The organism is Bacillus sp. MC1252, assembly GCF_056838025.1.
In genome coordinates, this window is sequence record NZ_CM166369.1 from 1,168,571 (window position 1) to 1,195,091 (window position 26,521).

Sequence of the window (26,521 nt, forward strand, 5' to 3'; positions counted from 1 at the left end):
GCTAACATGCAATCAAATCGGCTGACATCCATTCTATTATAAAATACAGAAAATTTTAATTAATCATTACAATTCCCCTTGAAAAATGAGTTTTAATACGTTACAGTATTAAGAATTAGAACAGACAGACAACACATTCTTATCGTGAGAGGTGGAGGGACTGGCCCTTTGAAACCTCAGCAACCGGTATGCATCACGTCATGTGATGTACCAAGGTGCTAAATCCAGCAAGCAGCTTTTTTGCTTGGAAGATAAGAGGAAGCGATTAAACCCCTTCTTCTTATGAAGAAGGGGTTTTCTGTTTTGAAATCAGATTTTACTTAGGATGGTGTCAAATGACAGAACATGTGGAAACGAAATTAGCGCAAATTGGAAACCGAAGCGAAGAGGCGACTGGCACAGTCAGTCCTCCCGTTTATCTTTCAACAGCATACAGACATAGAGGCATAGGTGAATCAACAGGGTTTGATTACATTCGAACGAAAAACCCAACAAGACAGCTTGTAGAGGATGCGATTGCTTCACTCGAAGAAGGGACGGCCGGTTTTGCCTTCAGTTCGGGAATGGCAGCGATCCAAACGATCATGGCTCTATTTGAGAGCGGAGATGAACTCATTGTCTCATCAGACCTATATGGCGGAACATACCGTTTGTTTGAAAACGAATGGAAAAAATACGGCTTGCGTTTTCTTTATGATGATTTTTCAGATGAAGACTGTTTACGCTCTAAAATCACGCCAAACACAAAAGCCGTCTTTATTGAAACGCCGACAAATCCACTCATGCAGGAAGCGGATATTCAAAAAATAGCGGAGATTGCAAAAGAGCATGACGCTTTGGTCATTGTCGACAACACCTTTTACACCCCAGTCTTGCAAAAGCCGATTACGCTTGGAGCGGACATTGTCATTCATAGCGCAACCAAATATCTAGGCGGACACAACGACGTCCTTGCCGGGCTTGTGGTCACAAAAGGAGAGCAGCTATCTGAAGACATGTTCCAGCATCAAAACGCCATCGGAGCGGTCCTATCTCCATTTGACTCATGGCTTTTAATGAGAGGAATGAAAACATTGGCCCTTAGAATGCGTCAGCATGAGGCAAATGCGAAGGAGTTAGCGGATTTTTTAGAGGAGCAGCCTGAAATTCAAGATGTTCTTTACCCAGGCAAGGGAGGAATGCTGTCATTTCGTGTAGCCAAAGAGGACTGGGTCAATCCATTTTTAAAGCAGCTGAAAACGATTTGTTTTGCTGAAAGTCTTGGTGGAATCGAAAGCTTCATTACGTATCCTGCCACGCAAACGCACATGGACATTCCAGAAGAGATTCGCATAGCAAACGGTGTGTGTAACAAACTGCTCCGTTTTTCTGTTGGGATTGAGCATGTGGATGACCTGAAAGCTGATCTGAAACAGGCACTATCACAAGTGAAAGAGGAGGTACATGCCAAATGACCACACACGATTGGACACTCGAAACAAAACTTGTTCATAATGCGTTTAAAACAGACCGTTCAACAGGTGCAGTCAGTGTGCCGATTCAGCATGCGTCCACGTTTCATCAAAGCAGCTTTGATGAATTTGGCCAATATGACTATTCCAGATCAGGAACTCCTACACGTCAAGCATTAGAGGATACCATTGCAGCGTTAGAAGGAGGAACAAGAGGGCTTGCCTTTGCGTCAGGTATGGCAGCCATTTCAACCGCTTTTCTTCTTTTATCAAAGGGAGATCACGTCCTTGTCACAAAAGATGTGTACGGCGGAACATTCCGTATGATCACGCAAGTCCTTTCGAGATTTGGTATTGAGCATACCTTCGTGGACATGACGGATTTGAATGAAGCCAAACAAGGCATTCAATCGAATACGAAGGTCATTTATATGGAAACACCGTCAAACCCTACACTGGGGATTACGGATATTGAAGGCGTCGTCCAGCTTGCAAAAGAGCATGACTGTCTGACCTTCTTAGATAATACGTTTTTAACGCCTGCTCTCCAGCGGCCGCTAGACCTTGGCGTTGATGTTGTGCTGCACAGCGCAACGAAATTTTTAAGCGGTCACAGTGATGTGCTGTCTGGTTTAGCGGTGGTCAAAGACGAAAAGCTGGGAGAGGAACTATATTCGCTGCAAAACTCTTTCGGTGCGGTCCTGGGCGTGCAGGATTGCTGGCTCGTGCTAAGAGGGTTAAAAACCCTTCAGGTCAGATTAGAAAAAGCAAGTCAAACCGCATTAGAACTAGCTTCGTTCCTCAAAGAACATCCTGCGGTGAAAAAAGTATACTACCCAGGCTTAGATGACCATCCAGGGGCGGACATTCAGCGAAAGCAGGCAAGCGGAGCTGGAGCAGTCCTCTCATTTGAATTAGAAAACCAAGCGGCTGTAAAAGAATTGGTCGAGGGCGTCACATTACCTGTATTCGCCGTCAGCCTGGGCGCTGTCGAATCCATTCTGTCCTACCCGGCCAAAATGTCACATGCCGCTATGCCAAAAGAAGAAAGAGAAAAAAGAGGCATCACGGATGGATTGCTGCGATTAAGTGTCGGGGTCGAAAATGGAGAAGACCTCAAACGCGACTTCAAACAAGCGCTCGGTCAACTAAAGCCCGTCCTTGTGAACCAGTCATAAATGAAGTGGGAAAAAAGCCGGCTCCTGAATCCGGCTTTTTGGCCTTTTTTGAACAAAACCATTGACGCCCTGTATATATGGTTATATAATAGAGACTGTCAGTACAGAAAGCCCAGAACTGATACATAACCCGATTCCGTAGCTCAGCTGGGAGAGCGCTACCTTGACAGGGTAGAGGTCGCTGGTTCGAGCCCAGTCGGAATCATCGTTGAAACCCTTGCCTAGCAAGGGTTTTTTGTTTTTCTGATAACGAATATTTGTTCTGTTTCTTTTGATTGGGGACGAATTGGGGACGAACTTTATCCACCAGATTGTTTCTCAGTATTTTTAGGATCAAAACGACTAAAGTGTTCGACTTACCATCTGGCATCTTTAAAGTGACCGAGCCTTTGACAAGGGGTGCTAGAGTAAAAGCTCGACAGGAAGCACTGTCTGCTGTATTTTTCTATCCTGAAAAGGAAGCCAAAAACAATGGGATAGACGGCTACTTTGGACCAAAAACAGAAAATGCGGTCCCAGCTCATGCATGGGCTTAGCGCTGATGGTATCTATGGTCCGAAGACAAAAGCACTCTTCAAAAAGCATCGAAATAATTAAATCCACTGTCCTTTATTGGATAGGGATTTTTTGTGTTTTAATAGGGAAAAAGTTAGTTATAAGGTTAGGTGAAACGTGATATGGTTGTAAAAAGGAGGTAATATGATGACATTTAAAAAAGCGTCAATATAGGTTATTTTGTTTTGCTTTTATCTTTTATTGTCGTATATTTCTTGCTTCCAGTCGATCAAATATTTACTGCAATCATCATCCTAACCGTACTATTTGGAGTATATCAATTTGTGATTTTCAAAAAACTAAAAGAACAAAAACAGCAATAAAAGACACCCTAGTCTGCATTAGAATGGGGCTATTTTTATTCAACCAGTTCCACACATATACACTTTTCCTGGAGAACTTATTTCGTCCAGTTTTTTATTTTTACGTTTACTGTCCGAGAACATTTTTAAATGTCTCTTTCTCCATAAGTAACAAATGTCAGTGTCTGCACGTGTTCCCCAACGTGCGGAGAAGTAACCTGTTTTCATTTTCAATTGGATCATTACTTGAGCAGCGGCAGCAGCAATCCAGCCAACATAAGGAATATGGTTTAAAATTGCTGCTGCAATTACTCCCAGCTGCCTTTCCCTCTACTGTAACACGGTAATGATCATATTTGGACCACGCCCATTTTCCCTTTTGTTTTTGTGTTGTGAAATTATTATTCGCTAACTGTTCAAGAGAATTACTAACTTTATTCATTTGATTTTCTAATACAATGCTATTTGCAATCTTATTTACTTGTTCTTCAATTGCGGCTATTTCGTAAGATTTTAGTTAGTTACTAGAAACAGAAATATTACCTGTCTCTTTGTTAGAGGTATAGGTGGTTGTTCCAAGTTCAGTTTTAAAAATTGTAGATTAATAGCTTTATGCACTTTTCGAATAAATTAAAAGAAGCCCTAATCTAGAAATAACAGAGTAAAGATAAACTGATAACGTTCAGGAGAATACACATTTGATAAAATATTCAGTGGAGGGGAGAAAGATATGAAGTCACTTTTACTAATTGGACAATCAAATATGGCGGGGCGCGGCTTCAAGCATGAAGTGCCTCCGATTTATAATGAAAGAATCATGATGCTGCGAAATGGTAGATGGCAAATGATGACTGAACCCATTCATTTTGATAGGCCGGTAGCTGGCGTAGGACTGGCGGCTTCCTTTGCGGAGGCTTGGTGCAAGGATCATGAAGGAGAGAAGATTGGTCTTATTCCATGTGCCGAAGGTGGCAGTTCCATTGATGAGTGGTCGCTAGACGGAGCATTATTTCGTCATGCAATAAATGAAGCTAAATTTGCAAAGGAAAATAGCGAATTGGTCGGGATATTATGGCATCAAGGAGAAAGTGACAGCCAAGATGGGAAATACAAAGAATACTATGAAAAAATACTAAGATTATTTCATGAACTAAGAACTGAATTATCTGTACCTAACATTCCGCTTTTAATAGGAGGTTTGGGCGATTACTTGGGAAAGGTGGCATTTGGCGCAGGGTGTGTGGAATATCAACGTATTAATGAGGAACTACAAAAATATGCACATCATAATGAAAATTGTTATTATGTTACTGCGAAAGGTCTTATATCTAACCCAGACGGAATTCACATCAATGCGATGTCCCAGAGAATATTTGGTATAAGATACTATGAAGCATTTCGAAAAGAAGAACATATACATGAACCATTACCAAATGAAAATGAGTTAGTCAATGAATGTCATAATAAAATGAATACTTCAGCGGAGAAAACATATATAGCACTAGAAAATTTCGCGTTGGGCAAGATTACTTACGAAGAGTTGCTGGAGGCTTTATCATAGGCTAAGCTTATGGTAGCCTTTGAATGAAAACGTTATAACTCACATTACTGATAGACAGAAACATTACATATCTCTTGAAAGGATGATTGTGGTGGTGAAAACAGATAAAGTCTCCTCCTGAATACATGAAATCACATTCAGGAGGAGATAAAAAATGTTTAAACAAATAGACGAAAATTACCCGCGAAAAGAGCACTTTCATCATTATATGACGTTAACTCAATGCTCATATAGCCTGGTGATTGATCTAGACATCACGACATTGTATTCAATATTGAAAGAAAAAAAGCTAAAAGTATATCCTGTGCAAATTTATTTGTTAGCAAGAGCTGTGCAAAAAATACGAGAGTTTCGAATGGATCAAGTGAACGATGAACTTGGCTACTGGGAACTTCTCCATCCTAGTTATACGATTTTAAATAAAGAAACGAAGACATTTTCAAGTATTTGGACGCCTTATGACGAAAACTTTGCTCAGTTTTATAAAAGCTGTGCAGCGGACATTGAAACATTTAGTGAAAGCAGCAAACTATTTCCAAAACCTCATATGCCAAAAAACATGTTCAATATTTCAAGTCTACCGTGGATTGATTTCACTTCTTTTCATCTTAATGTATCTACAGATGAAACTTATTTACTGCCAATATTTACGTTAGGTCAATTTAAGATGAAAGAAGAAAAAATCATCTTACCAGTCGCCATTCAAGTACATCATGCTGTTTGTGATGGCTATCACGTCGGTCAATATGTGGAATATTTGAGGTGGCTTATAAAACATTGTGAAGAGTGGTTAAATGATTCATTGCATATTACCTGAAGACAAAAGGTGTTCCCATGGAAATCTAGAAGATGAAGGCAGACTGAAATGAGTCTGCCTTTTTGTTTTGTGATGATAATGTAAATGGGCTAAAGATTTATTGGTGTGCAACAAGGCAATCATGTTAAGTTTCTCAATTGTTCTTTTTGCGGTTTCTTTTCGGTGATTTGTAAATTCCTGTATGTGATAATAAATGTAATATAAGGGAGTTTAGTGAAAGGGGAATAAGGGATGGAGAAAGTTCTTTCTTCACATGTAGGTGTGAAAATAAATGAATGGTATAAAATGATTCGGCAATTCAGTGTACCTGATGCAGAGATTTTGAAAGCTGAGGTAGAACAAGAAATTGAACGAATGGAAGAGGATCAAGATTTACTCATTTATTATCAATTGATGTGCTTTCGACATCAGCTTATGCTTGATTATATCAAACCTTCAGAGCAACGGTCTTTATCCATTGCAGACCTAGTGGATAAAATCGAAAATTCAAATCATAAATTATCCGGCATGCTGCATTATTATAACGCATTTTTTCGTGGTATGTATGAGTTCAGTATAAAAGAATATGTACAGGCCATTCAATATTACAAGATCGCTGAGAGGCAGCTCGCACTGGTTGTAGATGATATTGAGCAAGCGGAGTTTCACTTCAAGGTGGCTGAAGCCTACTATATTATGAAACAAACCCATGTTTCCATGCATCACATTATTAAGGCACTTGAAATTTACGATCAGTATGAGTTATACAAGATTAGAACAGTTCAATGTTTATTTGTAATAGCAGGAAATTATGATGATTTTAAGCAGTATGAAAAATCATTAATACACCTGAATAAAGCCTGTTCCATCGCTGGAAAAATAGCGGATAAAAGGTTGATTGCCAAGGTACTTTTAAATATAGGAAACAATTATGAAAAAAAACAAGATTATGCAAAGGCTATCCAATATTATCAAGAGTCCCTTGAAATATCAGAAGATGGTATGGACGATGTAAAATCGGTCATATATGTTAACCTTTGTTGGGCGCTATATAAGACAGGAAAAACTGATGAAGCATCCAAATTAGTGGATAAAGCTTTGAAACTGATCTCTCATAAAGAGAACCCGCACGAAATTCTATTAATACGTTCTATAAGAACTACATATGAAAGTAATGATGAGGATAAGATTCAAGCTATGCTTCAGACATTTGAAGAAAAGCAGTTGTTTGTTTTCGTAGAAGAATTCACTAAAAATCTTGCAGTTATTCATGAAAAAAGAGGAAAGTTTGAGAAAGCAACAGAATATTACAGGATGGCATTTCAAGCCCAACAAAATATTCAAAAAGGAGAGTGTCTTTATGAGTATTAAAAAAATGATTATTATAAGCTCTATAATCTTTCTAGGTGCAGGTGTATATGAAGCATCTAGTACGATAAAACCAGCATCAAATCGAAATACAACAATGGAAGATTCAAATAGAAATACAACTTTCATTCCACAAAAAATCGATCGAAACACAGCATCTCAAAACGTATAGATGAAAAGAAAACAGACCTTCTTAAGGTCTGTTTTCTTTTTGGGAAACATGTTAAAACAACAAGGCCTATAATAAAACCTTCACAGATATCTTCTACCTTTATTAAGCATAAGGATTTCCATACTTATGACAATATTCATAAAAACCATAACGATTCATAAATATTATTTTTTCAATGTTCTCAGGAGTATCAAATTCTATCATTTCTAAAGTTAAACTAGTAAATTCAATCGGGGCAGTTCCATTTGCGGTGACCAATTGTTTATCTCTTACCGCCTGTTTCTCTATGAACTCACAGGTCGGTTCATAATGTTCGTCATCTCTCCATAAATCAGCAGAATTCCCCGTATGGCTATGATGATTCAACAATCCGTTTTTTGCCAAATAATCCACTGCTCCGCATATCGCCGCTACCGGAATGTTTTGACGAAATGTATTTTCAACGAAATGTAAAAGCTTTTTACTGTCATCACCCCAGGAGTTCCCACCAATCATCACGAGCAAATCAAAATGGTCAGGTTCTGATCCTATGATGTAATCGACAGTTGTTTTAAAACCACCTATTGAACGAACAATTTGCTCTAAAGAAATAGTATAAACTGACCAATCTTCCTTTTGATTTAATGAAGAGGCTAAATAAGCACCTTCCCAATCAGCATACTCATCTAATAGAAGAAAAAACACCTTTTTCATCATTTGTCGCTCCTTAGATTCGTTTTTAACATAATGATAGAGAGTCCACTGTTAAATGGACCTGTGATCTTTCTTTTTATTATATCAATTTCAAAGTGACAGTAAGTGTATAAAATGAGCAAATGAATCGTTGGTCAATGTTATACTTATCTCAATAGATACGAGGAGGCACCCACTTTGAAATCATTCTGGGAAAAAGAAGAAGAGAGTCCTTTTACGTTAAAAAACATAGATGAGGAACAAATTCGTGAAGCAGAGGGAACACTTGGAGTCACTTTACCTGATACATACAAAAGCTCATTTTAGAATGGAATGGCGGCTTTACAGTTCGTAATGCTTTTCCAACTGAACAGCCGAATTCATGGGCTGAGGATCATGTTCAATTTGACCATCTAAGAGGAATCGCCAAAGATGATGGCATCATGAATAGTCCCCAGTTAAGTGATGAATTGGATCTGCCTGAGGGACTTATTATCATCAGCGGAGAAGAAGATACATGGATCGCAATGGATTATAGAGAAACGAAGGAACATCCTCCTATTCACTATTTTGATTTAGAGATGGAAGTAGATTTTAAGCTGGCAGATACTTTTGATGAATTCATTAAGAAATTATATACAGCTGAAGATGCGATGGTCGAAGTAGTAGAAATTGAGGAGGAATCTTCGGATTTGTATGTCAGTAAAGAAGAGCTTGAACTCATATTTGAGAGGCAAGACCTTTGTCAGCAGAATCTCTTCAAAATGGCACATTATCCGATGGAAGAAATGGAAGAGATCGAATGGTTTTTTGATCGTATGAAAAAATGCATTCAACAGATAAAAGATCAACATGTCTTGTATGAAGCAGCGACAACGATTCACTCCATCCTTCTGTTAAACCCGGTTATGCCAAGGAATGACCGTATCAATCAAGAGCTGCAAGAAATTGCTGAGTTTCTAGAGAATAGTGGAGAGCCTCGTACCGTCTTTTTGGGAGAAGACATTCATCCAGTGAAAAAAAGCCCTAAAAAGGGCTTTTTTTAAGTAGCTTGATCTAATTCTTGAAAAAACTGTTTGAGTTGATCAATGAAAACTAATTTGGATTTTCCTTTTTTATAAATGAACTCGATTTTGATGTTGAAATTGATGGATGGATCTATCGAAATTTGTTTTAATGTTCCTTGCTCTAACTCATTTCTAACGCAATGATGAGGAAGAAACGATAGTCCCATTCCTTGATATTCAGGTGCGAGAGTAAATCCGATTTCAACGTTTCTGGGCTCACTGTCAAGTGTATGAATGGCGCAATCTCCTAACAGCTGATTGGATTCAGATAAGGCAATGGCGTATTGAAACCATGTCCCTGGTTGATTAGGTTTTTGCGTCATTTGATGTTGAACAAATGATTCAGCTTCTTCGTACGTATAGTTTTCCCAAGATTGATATGTTGCAATAGAGGGATTTGCTCGGTACTGATAAAATGCTTCAATATCTTGCAGATCAAATTGACGAATAACTACCCGGTTTGTCCTTGTGAATATGCTGTTTGCATTCTTCATGTTTTACCCTCATTTTTTAGTTTGTTTTTGATTTGTAAAAGTCTGTCAGCCATTCAGATAGCTGCTGCTGTGCTTTGCTGACAAATCGATCTGCATAATAAGTTAATTCTAAGTGACGAACAGGTGCCGGATCAGCAATAGGAATCGATACAATATTTGGCCACGTCGAATGGTATTGCAGCAACCCTCGCGGCTGAATGGTTGCACCGATGCCGGCTTCAACCAGCTGCAATAATGAAGATGCGGACCCAACTTCCATGACGGTGTCCAGTTCAACTCCCTGTTCTTTACATACGTCATCTACTAAATCCCTTCCTAGATATCCCTTCGGATACATGACCAAAGCATGCTGCGTCAGCTCTTCCAATGTCACTTCACTCTTTTGGGCTAGATCACTTTCTGAATGAACAAATAATTCGTAGGGCTCACTTCCAAGTGGAATTTGAACGAGACGCTTATCCGCAGGCCCTCGCAGCCCGATGCCGAGATCCACTTTATGCGAAAGCACCTCTTCACGAACGAATATGGTTGAAAATGCTTTCAGATTGATTTCGCGATAATGTGTTTTGAATTCTACGAAAAGCGGAACAAGCTGAAAGTCAAGATCGGAGGGGAGTACTGCGAGACGAACGGTTCCTCGCTTCTCGGATAACAGTTCTTTCATGGCATTTTTCGCATCTCTTTCAGCTTGAAGCATTTTCATACCATATTGATAAAGTAGAGAACCAGCTTCGGTTGCGACCACTTTTTTGCCGATTCGATCGAAGAGCGGCATCCCAAGTTCTGCTTCAAGCAGTCGAATCTGCTGACTTAGTGTAGGCTGTGATATCCCTAAATGCTCAGCGGCTTTTGTGAAATGTAGATGTTCGAATACTGCCATAAAATACGTAATATTTCGAGTGTCCATATTTTATCCTTTCACGAATGATAGTATTTTACTATCATCATAATACGAATTATTGTATTGATCAATGAATGTGGCAGACGTATACTCTAAGTAACCTCAACAAGATGAGAGAGGAAGAAGAGTATTTATGAAAAAAATATTTTATTTAGCCGCTTTATTTTTAGCTGCATTAAACTTGAGGCCGATCATTACGTCTGTGGCTTCTATGATGAGTATGATTCAATCAGAGCTGGGTGTAAGCGCACTGACAGCAAGTCTTTTAACCACTTTACCTGTCTTGTGTATGGGGGTGTTTGCGCCTGTAGCAACTAAACTAAGCCGCCGTTTTGGTTTAGAGAGGACGCTTTTTTTCTCGATTCTTCTCATCACGATCGCTACTGGACTACGTGGGACGAGTCAAACGGTTGCCATCCTTCTCATCACTGCATTTGCAGGAGGCGTTGGGATTAGCTTTGCAGGACCTTTGTTGTCTAGTTTTATCAAAAAGTATTTCCCGAAAAATCCGGGAATTGTGAGTGTCTATTCTATTTCGATGACGATTGGTGCAGCACTTGCTTCTGGCTTCACCATTCCGATATATCTTCGCAGTGAGCATAACCTTCCGCTCGCCTTGTCTTGCTGGGCGGTTTTAGGGATCATCGCATTGATCTTATGGCTAGGGCTGGCTCGGAAAAAACAACAGGCTGATCATGCAGTTTTACCGCTAAGGCTGCCGCTGCGAAACAAAAAAGCCATTCAATTCACCTTGTTCTTTGGCTTTATGTCCAGCATGTTCTATTCGTTAACAGCATGGATTTCACCCATCGCCCTTAGTTTTGGAAATAGTCCACAGTATGCCGCCATGCTGCTGACGATATTTACACTGATTCAGGTTCCGGTGGCACTACTCGTTCCAGGAGTCGTCACTCGCTTAGGAAAACCGAAATTATTTCTGATCTTATGCAGTGTGTCAGAACTGATCGGCCTTATTTTCCTTCTACTTCCAATGCCGATTTTGCCAGCCGTCATTTTTCTAGGGATTGGGGCAGGGGGATTATTTCCTTTAGCACTTATGCTGCCCATTATTGAGACGCGTACACCGGAGGAAGCTGGTACATGGTCCGCTATGTCGCAGATGGGAGGATACATCATGGGCGGGTTTGGTCCATTTTTCATTGGTTTGGTTTTCGATCTAAGCGGACATTTTCAAGCTTCCATTGTCGCAATGCTCGTCATTGTCTCATTGATGATTGGCGTTCAGTTATCAATGAAATTAGGTAGAAAAGAGGAAGAAGTGTCGAGTTAAATCATGCTGCTTCACATTTCAATCAAAACGGGGAGGTTTTATTGCTTAAGAAGGGGAGCCTGGGGAGAGATACTGGGTGCTTGTTTATGATGGAACGTAAGGAATGTCTTCATTTTTCGCAGCCGCTTTTATAGCTTTTCTTTATTGAGTTTGCGCAATAATGGAATATTTCACAAAATAATAGAGTCACTAAAGGAGGCAAGTATTGCCTCTCTTTTGTTGTTTTAGGAGTAAACACGAGTGATACTTTCATTTAACCAGAAATGCTATTGCTTTTTTGCTCGATTAAGAGTTTGATTATAATAGAGACTGTAAAACAGAAGGCGATAGAATAATTCAGTATCATGAGCTCCAGTTATTTTTTTGTACTTTTGCAAGATATGTTCCGAGAAAAATTTGCACAAAAAGAACTAGAGGTGAATAATATGACAACCTATGAGTCGAAGGATATTTTAAAGCAAGCAATCATGAAGACGTACAATCAATACGATGAAGAATTCAATATGATTCCAGAAGAAATGAAAGATGATCGAATAGAGGATGTAAGCCGAACTCCTGCAGAAAATTTGGCCTATCAAGTTGGTTGGACAACCCTGCTGCTTCAATGGGAGCAACACGAAACTGAAGGAAAGGTTGTCCATACGCCAGCAGAAGGTTATAAATGGAATCAGCTTGGCACATTATATTCTCATTTTAATGAGAAGTATGCCTGCCAATCACTAGTCGCATTAAGAGCTCAGCTCAAACAGAATGTTTTAACTATTTGTGATATGTTGGATCGTATGAGTGAAGAAGAAGTGTTTGAACCTCATCAACGAAAATGGGCGGATGATGCGACAGCAAAGGCTGTTTGGCCAGTTTATAAATTTATTCATGTGAATACCGTTGCCCCTTTTAAAAATTTCCGTACTCAAATTCGTAAATGGAAACGATTAAAACAAGTTCTACCTAGGGATGGCTCTACTATTTGAAATAGGAGAGCATTCAAAAAACCTGACTACATACATGTAATCAGGTTCTTCTTAGTTTCAATGTTTAGGTTGGATCTCTAATGTTTTGGACTTGTAAACAACAGTTTCACGCCAAAGCCTACTAACACTACACCTGTTATTCTATCAATTGTTGTTTGAACTTTCGCTGATAATAAGAATTTTCTGATGTAGCCAAGTAGAAATACAATCGTTGTAAACCACAATATAGACAATAGCGCGTATATTGAACCCATTACGACAAACTGAAAGCTTGTATTCAATCCTGGTGTGACGAATTGAGGTAAAAACGTTAAGAAGAAAATAGCTACCTTGGGATTTAATGTATTTGAGATTAATCCCTGTTTAAAAGCCGAATGTTTTGGCGATTGGACTTCATGAGATGGGGCGTCTTTCTCTTTTTTATGAATGAAAGAAGACACACCTAGATAGATGAGGTAGATAGCGCCTAGATATTTAATGATTTCAAATGCTAAGGCAGACTTCATTAGGATTAAGGAAAGTCCAAATGCTGCAGCAAGTGTATGAATAAGAGCGCCTGATGTTAGACCTAACGCCATCTTGATCCCATCAGATTTCCCAGTACCAATGGTTCTTTTCGTGATTAAGGCGAAATCAACTCCAGGAGAAGCAACGACAAATAAGGTAAGTAGAAGAAAAGTCAGAAGATCATTCATATCCATACGTCCTTTCAAAAGTAATAATCCATATTAACGCACAAGTGTATAAATTGCAATACGTATCATACAGTTTATTCGCAGTATAAATTGCCTGAAAAGCTATTCATTATTTAAAATGCATACTCTTTCTCTTTATTCCACGTTAAGCCTTATTGGTCAAGAGGTTTTTGATTGCTTGCTGGATGGTATTCTCATCCTTAAACATTTTATTACAATATTTGTTTCCAAATTTGTTTCCAAATGATAAAGCTTCCTTGAGTATTTTAACCATGTTATAATGTAATATCTTAATTCCTAAATGGAAATATGACTTATTATGTTTATAGATATTATTGTACTCAGATTGCATTTGATCAAGATACATCATATTTGATAAATTGAGGTGAAAGACATGTCAGTTATTATATCAACAGATGATTTAGAGCATATTTGTCCTAATTGTAATGGAACAGGTCATGTTTCTATTAAAAACGAAAAAATCATATGTCCAAAATGTGATGGGAAAGGTGTTATTCTCACTGCTTTAGGCCAAACATTACTTCATTTTATGAAGAAGCATATTTAATTTCATTACCGTAAAATAAATTATCGACCCTTTTATATAACGTGCTGGAATGTTTCTGGTGAAAAATTGAATCGGAAGATCATCAATGAAAGACGAAACAAAAAGTGACTCTCTACATTTGATGGAGAATTTAGCTACTAATGCATGTTTCTTGTCACAATCAGGAAATACAGATGACTCTGTGAAAAATTTCTTATAAAAACGACTATTACTCACATGACTCCATTGCAGGGGCTTTTTTTTTGCGGTTTCTTTTCGGTTAGAATGATAATATATGTCATTATAGGGAAAATGGAGGAGGGGGTAAGGACTGATGGAGAAAGTGCTTTCTTCTCACGTGGGCTTGAAAATCAATGAATGGTATTATCATATTCAAAGATTTAACGTACCGGACGCCGAGGCATATAAAGAAGAAATAAAATCAATGCTTGATCATATGGAAGAGAATCAGGATTTATTATTGTATTTCTCACTTATGGAGTTCAGACATAAATTAATGCTTGATTACTTGAATCCTTTAGAAAATGGGAAAGAGCGGGCGAACTTTAGGGAACTCGCAATGAAGATCAAAAGGGATCAAGAGAAATTAACAGGGTTACTTGAGTATTACTTCATTTTTTTCTACGGCATGTACGAATTTGAAAACTATGAATATCTAAACACCATTACCTTCTATAAACGAGCAGAAAAAAAAGCTATCTCTTGTTAGTGATGATATTGAACGTGCCGAGTTCAATTACAAAATGGCTGAAATCTATTACCACATGAAACAAACCCATATGTCCATGCATCATATCGCCCAGGCGATAGAGTGCTATAGAGAAAAAGATACATACACAGTAAGAGAAATACAATGTTCTTTTGTCATTGGATTAAACTATATAGATATGGGCTGCCCCGAAAAAGCAATACCCCATTTTGAACACGCAATAGAAAAAGCCGCCGACAACTCAACAAAACGATTAAAAGGATCAGCGCTCTATAATTTAGGGTTGAGTTATTTTCATAACAAAGAATTAGCATAAGCAATTACTCATTTTAATGACTCGATTCGCGCATTTAGAGAGCAGGGATACGAGCATTTAAATAGAATCTTAGATCCACTCATTATGTTGTCAAAAGCCTACTTCAAAAAGAAAGAACAGGATTTAGGTACATATGCTTTAAATAATGGCATGGAACTATCTGAAAAGCTGAAAGATCATGTTCTGTTATTGATATTCAAGTTTTTAAAATCACTATACGTTGACAACAATTTTGAGCAATTGGAAAAAATAATGGAATTGTTAGAAATAAAGTCAATGTATCCTGATCTTGAAGATTTAGCAAAAGATGCTGCAAAATATTATAATGAATTGGGAGATAAAGACAATGCGATGCTTTTTTATGAGAAGATTCTTTATTTCCAAACTCAAGTGAAGCGGGGGGACTGTCAGTATGAAATTTAAAACTTTATCAGTTGTATTAATGATGATCAGTGTAATAAGTGTTGTTAGTTATTTTACGTCTGAAGTGACAGCAAGTCATGATGAAGCAAGGAGAGGTCATACGGCAAGTATCGGTTATTCTGCTTAAATAAAAGGCCCTTAATGGGGCTTTTTATTTTAAGGGTGATATTGAATATATCGCATGAATTCGGAGTCATTAAAATGTTAAAATCAAAATTATTCCGAAGGATTTCCACTATATTATTTGTTTTAACCTTTATGATTAGCCTATTCAATATGGGACACCAGCGTTCTATTATGTTGTCCTTATTAGTAAGATGCTGGTGATCAGTTTGTTAAATGGTATGTTTTTCGGAACAATTTTCTATTTGATCGTCACCTTTATCAATACTAAGTCTTCCAAGCAAAATCAATAATAAGTGAGCGGCCAAATGGCCGTTCTTTTTTGTTTAAAAAAATCGAACATCTTATAAAAGAGAAAAGAGATTACTTAATCTTTTACCTAACCATCAGATTGGAATTCCTAAATATGTATTTTTCATAATAAATTCATTTATTTTTAATAACCTACTGCATGATATTTTAAAGGATGTTACCGATGGATGTAAGGAATGATTGGCTAATCTTTCAATAAGTGTTGGAGGGAAATCTGAATTACAAAATTGAAAATGGTGTATATGAGAAATATAGGACCATACGGCAGCAAAAAGAATTTAGATATGATGAAGGATTAAAAATTAGATGGTCAAAAATCATTTAAACGATCAATTGCTATTCTTGGATTAAGAATGGCTTTTATCTTTTGAAAAACCACTATGTGAAAACAGCACAGCTTATTTCATCACCCATTGTCTCATTCGTGTAGGTATTGAAAGTGAGATTGTGTTGACTCCTCCACTAGACGTGTTACATTTTTTTCTCCTATAAAACTCCACTATAAACTCATTCAAAAACTTTAGAGTGGAATACACTATATTGAATAAAAGATAAAATTAGAGAAAGGGAGGCTTTTTCATGGCAAATATCACACAGGATTTATCAGCTCTAGGCTTAAACATCTCACAAAATGTAGGATTAGGTAATCAATCATCTACACCTAGTACAAGTACAGCGAAATTTAGTGGACTTTTTGCGGGACTTCCACCAGGTACTGATCTTAGCATCGTTGGTGATTCAGGTTTCTTTTATGGCCCAGGAAATTTTGTCACGTTTAATCAATTGGCGGGCATTGTATTTTTTAATGACCCAGGATTAGGAGGTACGGGACCTACTTTAATAGATGTGAACAAAATTGAAAGTGTGACGTTCCCTAGTTAAATATTGTCACATTCTTTGGTATGTGAATGAACCTATAGCTGGCATGCGTTCGTATTTAATCAAATAGGTTATTTCCAGGGGAATATTTGAGATCATGAATGAAGTTACTAAAGGATGCTATAGTGTGCTAGATGTTGACACCATCAATCATTTAAAGATGTACAGAAACATGAAAAAACATCATTCAGTCATTTTGCTGGATGGTGTTTTTTCTTATATGAAAGGATTCACGCTGCATAATTGACGAGGTGCAAGTAGGTGAAGATGACTTCTTCAAGTGTCGATATGAATATCACTGAAGGGTATAAAATACTTCGACAATTTCGTGCGACAGCAATGGCTAATCGTCATACTTACTTTATGAAGGTTTAGGGTCGTTCACTAGCTTATCTAAGCACTCGATATATCATCTTTTTGAAGAGGAACAGACTCATACATGCGAGTCTTGAATGTTTCCATGCAACATGGAATAAACATAATGCATGAGGAAAAATGGATGTATGAGATAAGCAGGGAGGTTATACGAGTGCAAAAGATTTGCCGGGAAGTCTGGATCGAAGTCAGTCTTGATGCAATAAAGAGAAATATACAAGCCATTCAAGCGCATATTCCAAGGAAAAGTAAGATCATGGCAGTGGTGAAAGCGAATGCTTATGGACACGGGTCAGTGGAGGTAGCGCGACAGGCACTGGAAAGCGGTGCGACAGAGCTGGCGGTTGCCAGCTTGGAAGAAGGCATTGTATTGCGAAGAGCGAAAATTGAAGCGCCTATTCTAGTCCTCGGATTTACCCCGCTCGACTGTGTAAAAAAAGCTGCGACATGGAGAATTGACCTATCCGGTCTTTGTGCAGACTGGATCAATGAAGCAAATGAGATTTTAGCGGAAGAAGAAAGTCAGCATCGGCTTGGCATTCATGTCAATGTCGACACAGGCATGGGGCGACTAGGCGTTCGAACGAAGGAAGAGCTTTTGGAAGTCGTTGAGGCACTTGAAGAAAGTGAATACCTCCGATGGGATGGAATCTTTACGCATTTCTCAACTGCGGATGAGCCGGACCCCGATTTCACATTGCTTCAGCACAATATTTTTACTGATTTTCTTCGTTTTCTAAAAAAACAAGGAATTACGCTGCCTACCGTACATATGAACAATACGGCTGCTGCCATCGCATTTCCTGAATTTAGTGCCGATATGATTCGGCTTGGCATCGGACTTTATGGACTTTATCCCTCGCAATATATTCAAAGCTTGGATGCTGTTCAATTGGAGCCGGCTCTAAGTTTAAAGGCGAGAATTGCTTTCGTGAAGGAAATGGTGACAGAGCCTAGAACCGTCAGCTATGGTGCTACCTATGTGGCAAAGCCTGATGAAGTCATTGCGACTATACCGATTGGCTACGCGGATGGGTACTCGCGTGCTTTATCCAATAGAGGATTTATGCTTTTCAGAGGAAAACGAGTGCCGATTGCGGGGCGAGTCACAATGGATATGACCATGATCAGTTTAGGCGAAATGAAGGCAAAGCAAGGCGAGGAAGTCGTCATTTACGGCCGTCAAAAAGGCGGAGAAATTTCTGTCGATGAAATCGCCGAAATGCTCAATACGATTAACTATGAAGTCATCGCCACCTTAAGCCGCCGTGTTCCAAGGTTTTATCGTCGAGGTGGGAAGATTATTAAAATGTCAACACCGGTGATGTATGTGTGAGTTTTTTATTATAAAAGTTAATCCGTAATTACTTTTAATTGTAAACTTTGTAAAAAATAAAACGATAAAAAGGAGGAATAGAACGATTTGGAGGAATGAGAAATGAGAAAAAGTTTTTTATTATTCGTTGCAGTACTTCTTTTAATGAGTACTCTTAGTCCATTTAAAGCAAATGCAGCAAAAACAACTGGCTGGGCTAAAAGAGCTGATTTACCAGAAGAACGTATTAATGCTGGTGTGGGAGTAGTTGATGGAAAGATTTATGTGTTTGGTGGAGCAAGTGAAAAAAATAAGTTGAATAATCAAACATTTATGTATGATCCTAAAAAGGATGCTTGGGAAGAGAAAGCCAGTATGCCAAGAAATAGAACAGGGGGTACTTATGCTACAGTAGGTAAAAAAATCTATCTAATAGGTGGAATTAACGAAGAGACAGAAGTAGCTTATAACACAATAGATATTTATGATACAGAACTTGATCAGTGGGCTGAAGAGCCGATTCAAATTCCAAGAGACCCGGTATTTTCAGCTTATAGTAAGGGAACTTTACACGCAGTTGCAGTGAAAGAGAATATATATATTGTATCTTCAAAAAACTCTTATAAGAATAATGTCTATCAATACAATACAGCCTCTGGTGAATGGAAGAGCTTGAACTCATCGGGTTTACCATCTCGAAATGGGAGAGCCATTTCTGAAATTGACGGAAAAATATATGTTGCAGGTGGCGAAAATTCGATAGGGCATAGTAGAGAAAAGTATTTGTTTCAGTATGATATTGCAACAGATACTTGGAAGAGACTAATTGATGTTCAGTTAACATCTTATACATATGAACCCTCCTATGAAACTTACAATGGAAAGTTCTTTATTATTGGTGGGCAATTATATGGTGATGGTTCGAAAAATATGGTAAACAAAGTTCAGATTTTCAATCCAAAAGATGGTCAATTTAAAAATTCAGCTTATGAATTGCCAGAAGGAAGAGTATCAGCTGTTGCAGCAATTGTTGATGATCAATTATATGTTATTGGCGGACGTGACTACTCGTATTATATGAGACATCTTTCTGTAAAAAGTGATTACAGATCAGTGATTTCTATTTCATTAAAAGACTTACAAGTGACTGAGGATGAAACAAAGCCGGATGATGGGACAGCAGAAGATCCAAAGGATCAAGACGGAACAAAGCCAGATGATGGCACAACCGAAGAACCGAAAGATCAAGACGGAACAAAGCCAGATGACGGCACAACCGAAGAACCGAAAGACCAAGACGGAACAAAGCCAGATGATGGCACAACGGAAGATCCAAAAGACCAAGATGGAACAAAGCCAGATGACGGCACAACCGAAGAACCGAAAGACCAAGATGGAACAAAACCAGGAGAAGAAACTGCGAAAGGTATACTTTCTATTACCATGGTCAATGGGTTACAAAAGGATTATCTGCTCTCAATGAAAGAAATCAACGATTTTCTTAACTGGTATAAAGAAAGAAGCTTTGGAATCGGAATGAACTTCTATGAAATTAATGATGAACACAATAAAGGACCTTTCGCAAGTAAGAAAGATTATGTGATATACCAAAATATTTTAACGTTTGATATCAAGCAATATTGATAAAATGGAAAGCTGCTGATAATAGATCAGCAGATTTTTGTATTTTTACATAATTGTTAAAATTAGGATTAACATCATAAAAAAACAAGATATTTTTTTAAAAATCTGCTAAACATCCTATAACCACGTCCGATAATAGAATTGTCAGGGTTGATAAGCCCTAGAATAAAGGACTTTTTTCAGACAAGGACGTCTGTCAGGTCCCAATTACATGGAGGTAATAGGAAATGAGAATTAACCACAATATCGCAGCACTTAACACATTGAACCGTTTGTCTGCAAACAACGGTGCTAGCCAAAAGAACATGGAGAAACTTTCTTCTGGTCTTAAAATCAACCGTGCAGGAGATGACGCAGCAGGTCTAGCAATCTCTGAAAAAATGCGTGGACAAATCCGCGGATTAGAAATGGCTTCTAAAAACGCACAAGACGGTATCTCTCTTATTCAAACAGCTGAAGGTGCATTAACTGAAACTCACTCAATCCTTCAACGTGTTCGTGAACTAGTGGTTCAAGCTGGAAACACTGGTACACAGCAAGATGAAGACTTAACTGCAATTAAAGATGAAATGGATGCTTTAATTGAAGAGATTGATGGTGTTTCTGATCGTACAGAGTTCAATGGTAAAAAATTGTTAAATGGTGACTATAAAGCTTCAACTCCACCAGCACCAACTGATCCATCTTTAGTTTTCCAGATTGGTGCTAATGGTACGCAACAAATCAAAGTTAACATTCAAGATATGGGTGCTGATGCATTAGGCGTTGATGATGGTGCTGGTGGCATCACTGCAAACCAATCGATTAAAGATTTAGATGTAACAGCTTTTGCAACTAATGCAGCAGACGCAGCAGATGTTGGATTTGATACTCAACTTAAGATTGTTGATTCAGCTATCAATCAAGTTTCATCTCAACGTGCTAAACTTGGTGCGGTCCAAAACCGCCTAGAGCACACAATTAACAACCTTGGTGCATCTTCTGAAAACTTAACAGCTGCTGAGTCTCGTATCCGTGACGTTGACATGGCGAAAGAAATGAGTGAGTTCACGAAGAACAACATTCTTTCTCAAGCTTCTCAAGCAATGCTTGCACAAGCGAACCAACAGCCACAAAACGTACTTCAATTACTACGTTAATGAAAGGCCCCTTTATGGGGCTTTTTTTTATGCTCTTTTTTCTTCGCTTTTTCTCCTTCTCCTGATTTATGATTCTTAAATCCCCTTGATAAATGATGAAAAATGACCTTTAAATTTGGCATACTCTAGCGAAACGATCATAATGAATAAGACTTTTTCCTTATTTATCCCTTTTATGTTAAACATTTTCCATTAAAGTTCGATAAATGGATTGTAAGGCTTACAAAAAAATTCTAATTTAGAACTTTTAGACATGGATGTCTAATTGGTTCAAAACACATGGAGGTAATAAGAAATGAGAATTAACCACAATATCGCAGCACTTAACACATTGAATCGTCTTTCTACTAACAACGGTTCAAGCCAAAAGAACATGGAGAAACTTTCTTCTGGTCTTCGCATCAATCGTGCAGGGGATGACGCAGCAGGTCTTGCGATCTCTGAAAAAATGAGAAGTCAAATCCGTGGTTTAGAAATGGCTACTAAAAACTCTCAAGATGGTATCTCTCTTATTCAAACGGCTGAAGGTGCACTGACTGAATCTCATGCGATACTTCAACGTATTCGTGAGCTTGTTGTTCAAGCAGGGAACACAGGTACACAACAGGAAGAGGATTTAGCATCAATTCAAGATGAAATCTCAAACTTGCAAGATGAGATTACAAGCATTTCTACTCGTACAGAGTTTAACGGGAAGAAATTATTAGACGGGACTTATTCGTCTAAGGGTGCTGAAGAAGGTGGTGAGGCACAAAGCCTTGTATTCCAAATCGGTGCAAACGCAACACAACAAATTACACTTAACATTGAAAACATGGGTGCTTCAGTTTTAGGAACAGATGGGACTGCTGAAGGTGAAGATGGAGCTGGTTCTGTTGCTGGCATCGATGTGACAAAATTCATTAGTGCAAGTGATGAAGATGGCGAGGAATCTGCTGGATTTGATGCACAACTTGGTATTATTGAAACAGCCATTAAGCAAGTGTCTGCTCAGCGATCTAAGCTTGGTGCGGTCCAAAACCGTTTAGAGCACACAATCAACAACCTTAGCGCTTCTGCTGAAAACTTAACAGCTGCTGAGTCTCGTATTCGTGACGTTGACATGGCGAAAGAAATGAGTGAGTTCACAAAGAACAACATTCTTTCTCAAGCTTCTCAAGCGATGCTAGCACAAGCAAACCAACAGCCACAAAACGTACTTCAATTATTACGTTAATGAAAAAGCCCCATTGAGGGCTTTTTTTTATGTCAATCTGATGGCAGCAATTGCTGTAAACGAAAGTCAGGAACAGCTTCATGGAAAAAAGCTTGATTTAATTCGTCGTTCTCTTTGTCCCATTGACACCACCAACGAGCAGTGTCACCAGAGGAATCAGCTTGAATCATGTCATGCAGCTGCTCTAGGTTGATGATCTCTCTCGGTTCAGTTAAGAAAGAATGCATACGGTGATACGCCTCAAGACGTTCAGCCTGTTTTGTTTGAACAGCATATTGTACGTAGCGATTTAAATATTCTTGTACAAATGTCAAATGGGGAATAGGCTTTCCTCCCTTTAACTCGACTCCTTCCCATGCCATATCAGCAATCGCACAAAGCCACCAGCCAGGCTCATTGGCGTGCTGCATTTGTTGTAAGGTGTTCCTTTCAAAAGACAACCGTCCCTTTCCTTGTGCTTGCTTGAGCATACGCTCGAGTGTTTGCGCCTCGACCGCTGCTTTTGTCATTCCCTGCCCATGAATCGGATCTAATGTACACAAGGCATCGCCCATTACCAATAAACCACTTGGCCAATTATGCATTTGTTCATAGTGATTTCTCACACAAGCAGGCAGTCTAAATCCCTTTGGCTTTGTAAAAGGAGTTAAATGGGTGATGGCTTCTGCTATAGCGGGATGGGTAAGCGCAGCGGTTTCTGAATCAAATTGATCAGCATCCGTTGTTGGATAATGTGAGCCGCCCGCTGCTGAGAGAAGAACAGCTACTAAATCATGATCTACCCGTTCAAACAATCCTGTCGGAATTTGTTTATGTGGCTGTCCAACTACGACCATTGATTGCAAGTTTGGCGCCTCAGGTGGTATCTGGTAGTATCTTGTGCTGTAGCCAAGAGAGACGCTTAACTCATCTGTCTGTGGCAAGGGCAGTTCTGCATCTTTCAGCCATTTTGGCAATTTAGACATTCTTCCAGACGTATCGATCACTAAGTCTGCTTTCATTTGATGAATGATTCCTGGCTTTACACGCCGGTCTTTCACAATGAGTCCTATGACTTGATTTGTTCCTTCCTCAAACTGTAGCGAGATCGCCTCATGTTTTTTTAAAAAATGAACACGTTCCTCACTTAACATTCTTTGCATCAGCACCCACTCTAGCAAGGCACGTCTTGTGACAGCTGTTTCTTCTGTATCGGTGAGCGCTAATTCACCATCTTTTGTGATAAATCGAGATGTTTGATGCCATGTATTAAACCCGCCTATTGCCAGTAACTCTTTTGTATAACCAGGAAATAGACGCTCAAATATTCGCTTGCCAAGTGGCAGCATTCTATGTGGATGAAAGGCTTGAGGAGTGCCGAGACGGTTCTCAGGAGAATTTGGCAGTTCGTCCTTTTCAATGATAAACACCTGATGATAAAACGTTGATAAAACCTTTGCAGCGAGCATTCCGGTGATACCGCCGCCAATGACGATCGCCCGCTCATATTTCATGGGTTGTGTCACAACATGCGCCTCCAATGAATAAGTAAAATGGTTACATGACCATTTCATCATATGTTGATGCTCTAATTATAGCAAATTTGCGCTTTTTTGAATATATTAAGGAAATGACATACTTTTTACCTGTAAATATGAGAAAGTAACTTCAATTCATTTGTGCACTCGCTTTAGGTTTTTCGCTCAAAAATCAATTGGAGCAGCCCGAGCAGGAAAAGAGGGAGCAGATTTTAGTGTTGTAGCAAGCGAAGTCCCAAAATTATCAAGTGGAACCTCACGTGCAACTGAAAATATTGAAAGCTCATTGCAAGGGATTTTCTCTAACATCCAAACATACATTACTTGAGAGTAAGGAACATATGATGGGGTCATCATTAGACCAAGCTTTACTTGTGACAGAGTTTAGTGAAATTGTGGAGCGGTTGACTGTGGTAAGCAAAGAAAGGAAAGGCTTTATGCAAAAGGTGATGTAAACGTAAAAAAACGAATCTAAAGAGGATTCGTTTTTTGATGACTCGTTATTTTCTGTTTCTTTTTTCAAAGCGATAATCGTACGTTTCGCCTTTTACAACATTTAAAAACTCGTGTCCAATTTGAACCAGCTGTGTATTTTTCCATTTGATGAGAGGATCTTTATCAGGGTATTTCCAGTAAATCGTTTTCTTTCGATGGGTCAGTTTGTTTTCAATTTCTGCTCTGACTGCGTTCTCCTTTAGCTTTCCTCCACTATGACGATAGGTGTTGATGATATATGTTCCGTCGGGTGATGACATAGAGCGGATGAATGTTCCATGAGACACGCCTTGAAGAGAGAAGCATTTCCAATAAATGATACCAGCAAAGCTAATGAATAAGATGACAAGGATGATGGTGGTTTTCTTTTTTAACATGAATTCCTCCAGATTTAGATCACAATAATGCTAATTTATGAGAGAGAATACAAAAAGATTCATATAGTCTAAAAGTTCTACTTGTTTCAATTATCGGTCATTTTTTCTCAAAATTCAACAGAAAGCCGTAAAGATAAGGAAAATTTAAGGATGTCTTCATGTGGATAGACGATTCGAAAACACTTTACAAAAGAATTTGAGATCAGTAGACTTATGCTCATATAGAGGAATGGGGCAGATAGAATGACGCAAATCATCGATACGTATCAAAATTATGAAGAGCTTTCCGCTCATGAAAGAAAAGGGATTGACTATCAAATTCTACACAAGCGGGAAGGAGATCAGCTTCTGATTTTGTCGCCTCATGCCGGAGGAATTGAATCAGGCGTGAGTGAGCTGATCCATGAATTAGCAAGCGATTATTCAATGTATTTATTTGAGGGCCTTAAAGTGAAAGGCAATCATGTTCTTCATATTACAAGCACACGTTTTGATGAGCCGATTTGTCTTTCTCAAGTGCATACACATCATTATACGTTTGCGCTCCACGGCTACGGAGAAACAGACGTGCTTCAAACATTAGTGGGCGGTACAGACAGAGAAAGAGCTGCAGAAACCGTGAAACGTTTAACATTGAATGGTTTTCCTGCATTGCTTTTGTCTGAATCAGATCGTTTTTCTGGAACACATCCTCATAATATTAATAATCAATGTCTGACAGGAAAAAGCGTTCAAATTGAAATCAGTCAAGCTCAAAGAAGAGCATTCTTTCAAGACTTTAGGCGGCGCTACCGGCGTGATACACAAAATGAACAATTTTATAGATACACAAATGTACTGAAACAAGTATTAAGCCTTTATGAATAAACCTCTTTTGTCATGCGTGCAGGTGTTTACGTTTGATAAGCAGCTTCTTTTTCCGCAACCCTTTCCGCTTTCATTAAATAGGAAGTAAACTCCTTTTGAAAGCGAATGCCTACTCTTCGCTGTTCGAATAAGGCAAGCCGTTTTTCAGCAAAAGCCCAGGTGACGTGAAATGTTTGAGCAATTTGCAAAATAGCTTGCTGACGTAGATTTGGAAGCTTCATTTGCAGGAGCAAAAAGGTCGGAACACAAAAGTGATACATGAATTGTTTTGCCTGAAACTCTTGCAGTTCTCGAAAGAGCCTATGCATTTTGAAATGATTGCCTGCGTGTTTCAACACATGACAGAGCTCGTGGGCAAAATCCTGCCACTGTTCTTCTGGTGATAGGGATCTGTTTAAAATAATACTGTAAAGACCTTGATGTTTGATCATCATGCTGCCGGTATCCTCGTAATGGACCCATACATGAAATTCAGAAGCGATCCTTTGCATGTCTACATATGCAGGACCGCTTATTTGTAGTTGAGCGTATAACCGTTTAATATCTTCTTCTAAATGGGTTAAAAAATAAGTCATTTAAAAACCTCCACACAAACGTATGTTCTATTTTTGGCATAAAAGAAAAGTCCGTATAGGACTAAATGGCTAATAAAGCTATCGCTTACTTTTTATATCGGCTTGTTTTTAACAATTTTAACATAAAATCAAAGAAAAATGGAATTATTTCCTGTTTTTTTCTTCATTTTTTCATTTTCACTATTAAAAAGGGAAGA

25 protein-coding genes, 1 tRNA gene, 3 pseudogenes and 1 riboswitch are annotated in these 26,521 nt (G+C 38.6%); of the genes and pseudogenes, 22 read left to right on the plus strand and 7 right to left on the minus strand.

All coding sequences use genetic code 11. From position 1 onward, the window contains the following. Window positions 1–136 precede the first annotated feature (136 nt). Window positions 137–258: riboswitch (SAM riboswitch) on the plus strand. A 77-nt stretch (window positions 259–335) separates the two neighbouring features. The 9 genes and pseudogenes from ACYH0L_RS05820 (at window position 336) to ACYH0L_RS05860 (ending at window position 7,383) form a co-directional block, all read left to right on the plus strand. Beyond that, window positions 336–1,454: a methionine biosynthesis PLP-dependent protein gene (locus ACYH0L_RS05820; protein ID WP_482354420.1), complete on the plus strand. Its 1,119-nt coding sequence runs from the start codon at window positions 336–338 to the stop codon at window positions 1,452–1,454. Further along, window positions 1,451–2,629, plus strand: a complete 1,179-nt coding sequence (metC, locus tag ACYH0L_RS05825) for a cystathionine beta-lyase (RefSeq protein ID WP_482354421.1) — start codon at window positions 1,451–1,453, stop codon at window positions 2,627–2,629. The genes ACYH0L_RS05820 and metC overlap by 4 nt, the downstream gene beginning before the upstream one ends. Before the next feature lie 132 nt (window positions 2,630–2,761). Beyond that, a tRNA-Val gene (locus ACYH0L_RS05830) sits at window positions 2,762–2,834 on the plus strand. Window positions 2,835–2,979: 145 nt separating this feature from the next. Further along, window positions 2,980–3,226 (plus strand): annotated as a pseudogene (locus ACYH0L_RS05835) (peptidoglycan-binding domain-containing protein); the annotation flags it as partial. Between the two features lie 143 nt (window positions 3,227–3,369). Next, the gene (locus tag ACYH0L_RS05840) at window positions 3,370–3,507 is read left to right on the plus strand and encodes a hypothetical protein (protein ID WP_482354422.1); all 138 of its coding nucleotides are present in this window, start codon (window positions 3,370–3,372) and stop codon (window positions 3,505–3,507) included. A gap of 709 nt (window positions 3,508–4,216) precedes the next feature. Further along, window positions 4,217–5,047, plus strand: coding sequence for a sialate O-acetylesterase (locus tag ACYH0L_RS05845; RefSeq protein WP_230030886.1), 831 nt, complete (start codon window positions 4,217–4,219; stop codon window positions 5,045–5,047). A gap of 154 nt (window positions 5,048–5,201) precedes the next feature. Continuing rightward, window positions 5,202–5,864, plus strand: a complete 663-nt coding sequence (catA, locus tag ACYH0L_RS05850; protein WP_230030885.1) for a type A chloramphenicol O-acetyltransferase — start codon at window positions 5,202–5,204, stop codon at window positions 5,862–5,864. Between the two features lie 231 nt (window positions 5,865–6,095). After that, on the plus strand, window positions 6,096–7,214 hold the full coding sequence (locus tag ACYH0L_RS05855; RefSeq protein WP_230030884.1) for a response regulator aspartate phosphatase: 1,119 nt from the start codon (window positions 6,096–6,098) through the stop codon (window positions 7,212–7,214). Continuing rightward, a complete protein-coding gene (locus tag ACYH0L_RS05860) occupies window positions 7,204–7,383 on the plus strand; it encodes a RapH phosphatase inhibitor (protein ID WP_099727532.1) in 180 nt (59 codons plus the stop codon). The genes ACYH0L_RS05855 and ACYH0L_RS05860 overlap by 11 nt, the downstream gene beginning before the upstream one ends. A gap of 102 nt (window positions 7,384–7,485) precedes the next feature. Here the strand turns inward: ACYH0L_RS05860 and ACYH0L_RS05865 are convergent, their stop codons facing one another. After that, on the minus strand, window positions 7,486–8,076 hold the full coding sequence (locus ACYH0L_RS05865) for a type 1 glutamine amidotransferase family protein (RefSeq protein ID WP_106038834.1): 591 nt from the start codon (window positions 8,074–8,076) through the stop codon (window positions 7,486–7,488). Window positions 8,077–8,253: 177 nt separating this feature from the next. Between ACYH0L_RS05865 and ACYH0L_RS05870 the strand changes: the two are divergent. Next, window positions 8,254–9,101: pseudogene (locus ACYH0L_RS05870) on the plus strand (SMI1/KNR4 family protein). Here the strand turns inward: ACYH0L_RS05870 and ACYH0L_RS05875 are convergent. Both ACYH0L_RS05875 and ACYH0L_RS05880 read right to left on the minus strand, forming a co-directional pair. Then, entirely contained in the window at window positions 9,098–9,616 is a 519-nt protein-coding gene (locus tag ACYH0L_RS05875; protein ID WP_099727530.1) for a GNAT family N-acetyltransferase, read from the minus strand. The pseudogene ACYH0L_RS05870 and the gene ACYH0L_RS05875 overlap by 4 nt on opposite strands. 16 nt (window positions 9,617–9,632) lie before the next feature. Further along, a complete protein-coding gene (locus ACYH0L_RS05880; RefSeq protein WP_099727529.1) occupies window positions 9,633–10,523 on the minus strand; it encodes a LysR family transcriptional regulator in 891 nt (296 codons plus the stop codon). Window positions 10,524–10,650: 127 nt separating this feature from the next. Between ACYH0L_RS05880 and ACYH0L_RS05885 the strand changes: the two genes are divergently transcribed. Together ACYH0L_RS05885 and ACYH0L_RS05890 are read left to right on the plus strand one after the other, a co-directional pair. Beyond that, complete coding sequence (locus ACYH0L_RS05885) at window positions 10,651–11,808, plus strand: MFS transporter (protein ID WP_256499478.1); 1,158 nt, start codon at window positions 10,651–10,653, stop codon at window positions 11,806–11,808. A gap of 425 nt (window positions 11,809–12,233) precedes the next feature. Beyond that, window positions 12,234–12,779, plus strand: coding sequence for a ClbS/DfsB family four-helix bundle protein (locus ACYH0L_RS05890; protein WP_256499479.1), 546 nt, complete (start codon window positions 12,234–12,236; stop codon window positions 12,777–12,779). Window positions 12,780–12,856: 77 nt separating this feature from the next. On the opposite strand, the gene ACYH0L_RS05895 is transcribed toward ACYH0L_RS05890, so the two are convergent. Further along, window positions 12,857–13,474 carry a LysE family translocator gene (locus ACYH0L_RS05895; protein WP_256499480.1) on the minus strand — a complete coding sequence of 206 codons (618 nt, stop codon included), beginning with the start codon at window positions 13,472–13,474 and terminating at the stop codon, window positions 12,857–12,859. A 394-nt stretch (window positions 13,475–13,868) separates the two neighbouring features. Between ACYH0L_RS05895 and ACYH0L_RS05900 the strand changes: the two genes are divergently transcribed. From ACYH0L_RS05900 to hag (ACYH0L_RS05935), 8 genes and pseudogenes are all read left to right on the plus strand, one after another. Next, window positions 13,869–14,042 carry a tryptophan RNA-binding attenuation protein gene (locus tag ACYH0L_RS05900; protein ID WP_256499481.1) on the plus strand — a complete coding sequence of 58 codons (174 nt, stop codon included), beginning with the start codon at window positions 13,869–13,871 and terminating at the stop codon, window positions 14,040–14,042. A gap of 313 nt (window positions 14,043–14,355) precedes the next feature. Next, window positions 14,356–15,490, plus strand: a pseudogene (locus ACYH0L_RS05905) (response regulator aspartate phosphatase). After that, window positions 15,480–15,617, plus strand: a complete 138-nt coding sequence (locus ACYH0L_RS05910; protein ID WP_230031111.1) for an aspartate phosphatase — start codon at window positions 15,480–15,482, stop codon at window positions 15,615–15,617. Before ACYH0L_RS05905 ends, ACYH0L_RS05910 begins: the two are co-directional and overlap by 11 nt. Before the next feature lie 887 nt (window positions 15,618–16,504). After that, window positions 16,505–16,807, plus strand: coding sequence for a hypothetical protein (locus ACYH0L_RS05915; RefSeq protein ID WP_099727526.1), 303 nt, complete (start codon window positions 16,505–16,507; stop codon window positions 16,805–16,807). Between the two features lie 526 nt (window positions 16,808–17,333). Then, window positions 17,334–18,515 (plus strand): alanine racemase, encoded by a 1,182-nt coding sequence (gene alr / locus ACYH0L_RS05920; protein ID WP_256499482.1) that lies wholly within the window; start codon window positions 17,334–17,336, stop codon window positions 18,513–18,515. Window positions 18,516–18,617: 102 nt separating this feature from the next. Continuing rightward, a complete protein-coding gene (locus tag ACYH0L_RS05925; protein WP_256499483.1) occupies window positions 18,618–20,138 on the plus strand; it encodes a Kelch repeat-containing protein in 1,521 nt (506 codons plus the stop codon). Between the two features lie 227 nt (window positions 20,139–20,365). After that, window positions 20,366–21,277, plus strand: a complete 912-nt coding sequence (gene hag / locus ACYH0L_RS05930) for a flagellin Hag (RefSeq protein WP_256499484.1) — start codon at window positions 20,366–20,368, stop codon at window positions 21,275–21,277. 295 nt (window positions 21,278–21,572) lie between these two features. Next, window positions 21,573–22,493: a flagellin Hag gene (gene hag / locus ACYH0L_RS05935; RefSeq protein WP_099727518.1), complete on the plus strand. Its 921-nt coding sequence runs from the start codon at window positions 21,573–21,575 to the stop codon at window positions 22,491–22,493. A 32-nt stretch (window positions 22,494–22,525) separates the two neighbouring features. Here hag (ACYH0L_RS05935) and ACYH0L_RS05940 read toward each other — a convergent pair whose 3' ends face one another. Next, window positions 22,526–23,998: an FAD-dependent oxidoreductase gene (locus ACYH0L_RS05940; protein ID WP_482354423.1), complete on the minus strand. Its 1,473-nt coding sequence runs from the start codon at window positions 23,996–23,998 to the stop codon at window positions 22,526–22,528. A gap of 151 nt (window positions 23,999–24,149) precedes the next feature. Here ACYH0L_RS05940 and ACYH0L_RS05945 point away from each other — a divergent pair, with 151 nt between their 5' ends. After that, the gene (locus ACYH0L_RS05945) at window positions 24,150–24,338 is read left to right on the plus strand and encodes a methyl-accepting chemotaxis protein (RefSeq protein ID WP_256499487.1); all 189 of its coding nucleotides are present in this window, start codon (window positions 24,150–24,152) and stop codon (window positions 24,336–24,338) included. Window positions 24,339–24,510: 172 nt separating this feature from the next. Here the strand turns inward: ACYH0L_RS05945 and ACYH0L_RS05950 are convergent, their stop codons facing one another. Beyond that, a complete protein-coding gene (locus ACYH0L_RS05950) occupies window positions 24,511–24,882 on the minus strand; it encodes a DUF5412 domain-containing protein (protein WP_099727516.1) in 372 nt (123 codons plus the stop codon). Between the two features lie 243 nt (window positions 24,883–25,125). Here ACYH0L_RS05950 and ACYH0L_RS05955 point away from each other — a divergent pair, with 243 nt between their 5' ends. Continuing rightward, on the plus strand, window positions 25,126–25,749 hold the full coding sequence (locus tag ACYH0L_RS05955; protein WP_099727515.1) for a poly-gamma-glutamate hydrolase family protein: 624 nt from the start codon (window positions 25,126–25,128) through the stop codon (window positions 25,747–25,749). Between the two features lie 26 nt (window positions 25,750–25,775). Here ACYH0L_RS05955 and ACYH0L_RS05960 read toward each other — a convergent pair whose 3' ends face one another. Next, window positions 25,776–26,324 (minus strand): ImmA/IrrE family metallo-endopeptidase, encoded by a 549-nt coding sequence (locus tag ACYH0L_RS05960; RefSeq protein ID WP_099727514.1) that lies wholly within the window; start codon window positions 26,322–26,324, stop codon window positions 25,776–25,778. Window positions 26,325–26,521 lie beyond the last annotated feature (197 nt).

What these genes read in the sequence shown, in the direction of transcription:
- ACYH0L_RS05820 (WP_482354420.1), top strand. Translation starts at nt 336, where the DNA reads ATGACAGAACATGTGGAAACGAAATTAGCGCAAATTGGAAACCGAAGC.
- metC (WP_482354421.1), top strand. Translation starts at nt 1,451, where the DNA reads ATGACCACACACGATTGGACACTCGAAACAAAACTTGTTCATAATGCG.
- ACYH0L_RS05845 (WP_230030886.1), top strand. Translation starts at nt 4,217, where the DNA reads ATGAAGTCACTTTTACTAATTGGACAATCAAATATGGCGGGGCGCGGC.
- catA (WP_230030885.1), top strand. Translation starts at nt 5,202, where the DNA reads ATGTTTAAACAAATAGACGAAAATTACCCGCGAAAAGAGCACTTTCAT.
- ACYH0L_RS05855 (WP_230030884.1), top strand. Translation starts at nt 6,096, where the DNA reads ATGGAGAAAGTTCTTTCTTCACATGTAGGTGTGAAAATAAATGAATGG.
- ACYH0L_RS05860 (WP_099727532.1), top strand. Translation starts at nt 7,204, where the DNA reads ATGAGTATTAAAAAAATGATTATTATAAGCTCTATAATCTTTCTAGGT.
- ACYH0L_RS05865 (WP_106038834.1), bottom strand. Translation starts at nt 8,076, where the DNA reads ATGAAAAAGGTGTTTTTTCTTCTATTAGATGAGTATGCTGATTGGGAA.
- ACYH0L_RS05875 (WP_099727530.1), bottom strand. Translation starts at nt 9,616, where the DNA reads ATGAAGAATGCAAACAGCATATTCACAAGGACAAACCGGGTAGTTATT.
- ACYH0L_RS05880 (WP_099727529.1), bottom strand. Translation starts at nt 10,523, where the DNA reads ATGGACACTCGAAATATTACGTATTTTATGGCAGTATTCGAACATCTA.
- ACYH0L_RS05885 (WP_256499478.1), top strand. Translation starts at nt 10,651, where the DNA reads ATGAAAAAAATATTTTATTTAGCCGCTTTATTTTTAGCTGCATTAAAC.
- ACYH0L_RS05890 (WP_256499479.1), top strand. Translation starts at nt 12,234, where the DNA reads ATGACAACCTATGAGTCGAAGGATATTTTAAAGCAAGCAATCATGAAG.
- ACYH0L_RS05895 (WP_256499480.1), bottom strand. Translation starts at nt 13,474, where the DNA reads ATGAATGATCTTCTGACTTTTCTTCTACTTACCTTATTTGTCGTTGCT.
- ACYH0L_RS05900 (WP_256499481.1), top strand. Translation starts at nt 13,869, where the DNA reads ATGTCAGTTATTATATCAACAGATGATTTAGAGCATATTTGTCCTAAT.
- ACYH0L_RS05910 (WP_230031111.1), top strand. Translation starts at nt 15,480, where the DNA reads ATGAAATTTAAAACTTTATCAGTTGTATTAATGATGATCAGTGTAATA.
- ACYH0L_RS05915 (WP_099727526.1), top strand. Translation starts at nt 16,505, where the DNA reads ATGGCAAATATCACACAGGATTTATCAGCTCTAGGCTTAAACATCTCA.
- ACYH0L_RS05925 (WP_256499483.1), top strand. Translation starts at nt 18,618, where the DNA reads ATGAGAAAAAGTTTTTTATTATTCGTTGCAGTACTTCTTTTAATGAGT.
- hag (WP_256499484.1), top strand. Translation starts at nt 20,366, where the DNA reads ATGAGAATTAACCACAATATCGCAGCACTTAACACATTGAACCGTTTG.
- hag (WP_099727518.1), top strand. Translation starts at nt 21,573, where the DNA reads ATGAGAATTAACCACAATATCGCAGCACTTAACACATTGAATCGTCTT.
- ACYH0L_RS05950 (WP_099727516.1), bottom strand. Translation starts at nt 24,882, where the DNA reads ATGTTAAAAAAGAAAACCACCATCATCCTTGTCATCTTATTCATTAGC.
- ACYH0L_RS05955 (WP_099727515.1), top strand. Translation starts at nt 25,126, where the DNA reads ATGACGCAAATCATCGATACGTATCAAAATTATGAAGAGCTTTCCGCT.
- ACYH0L_RS05960 (WP_099727514.1), bottom strand. Translation starts at nt 26,324, where the DNA reads ATGACTTATTTTTTAACCCATTTAGAAGAAGATATTAAACGGTTATAC.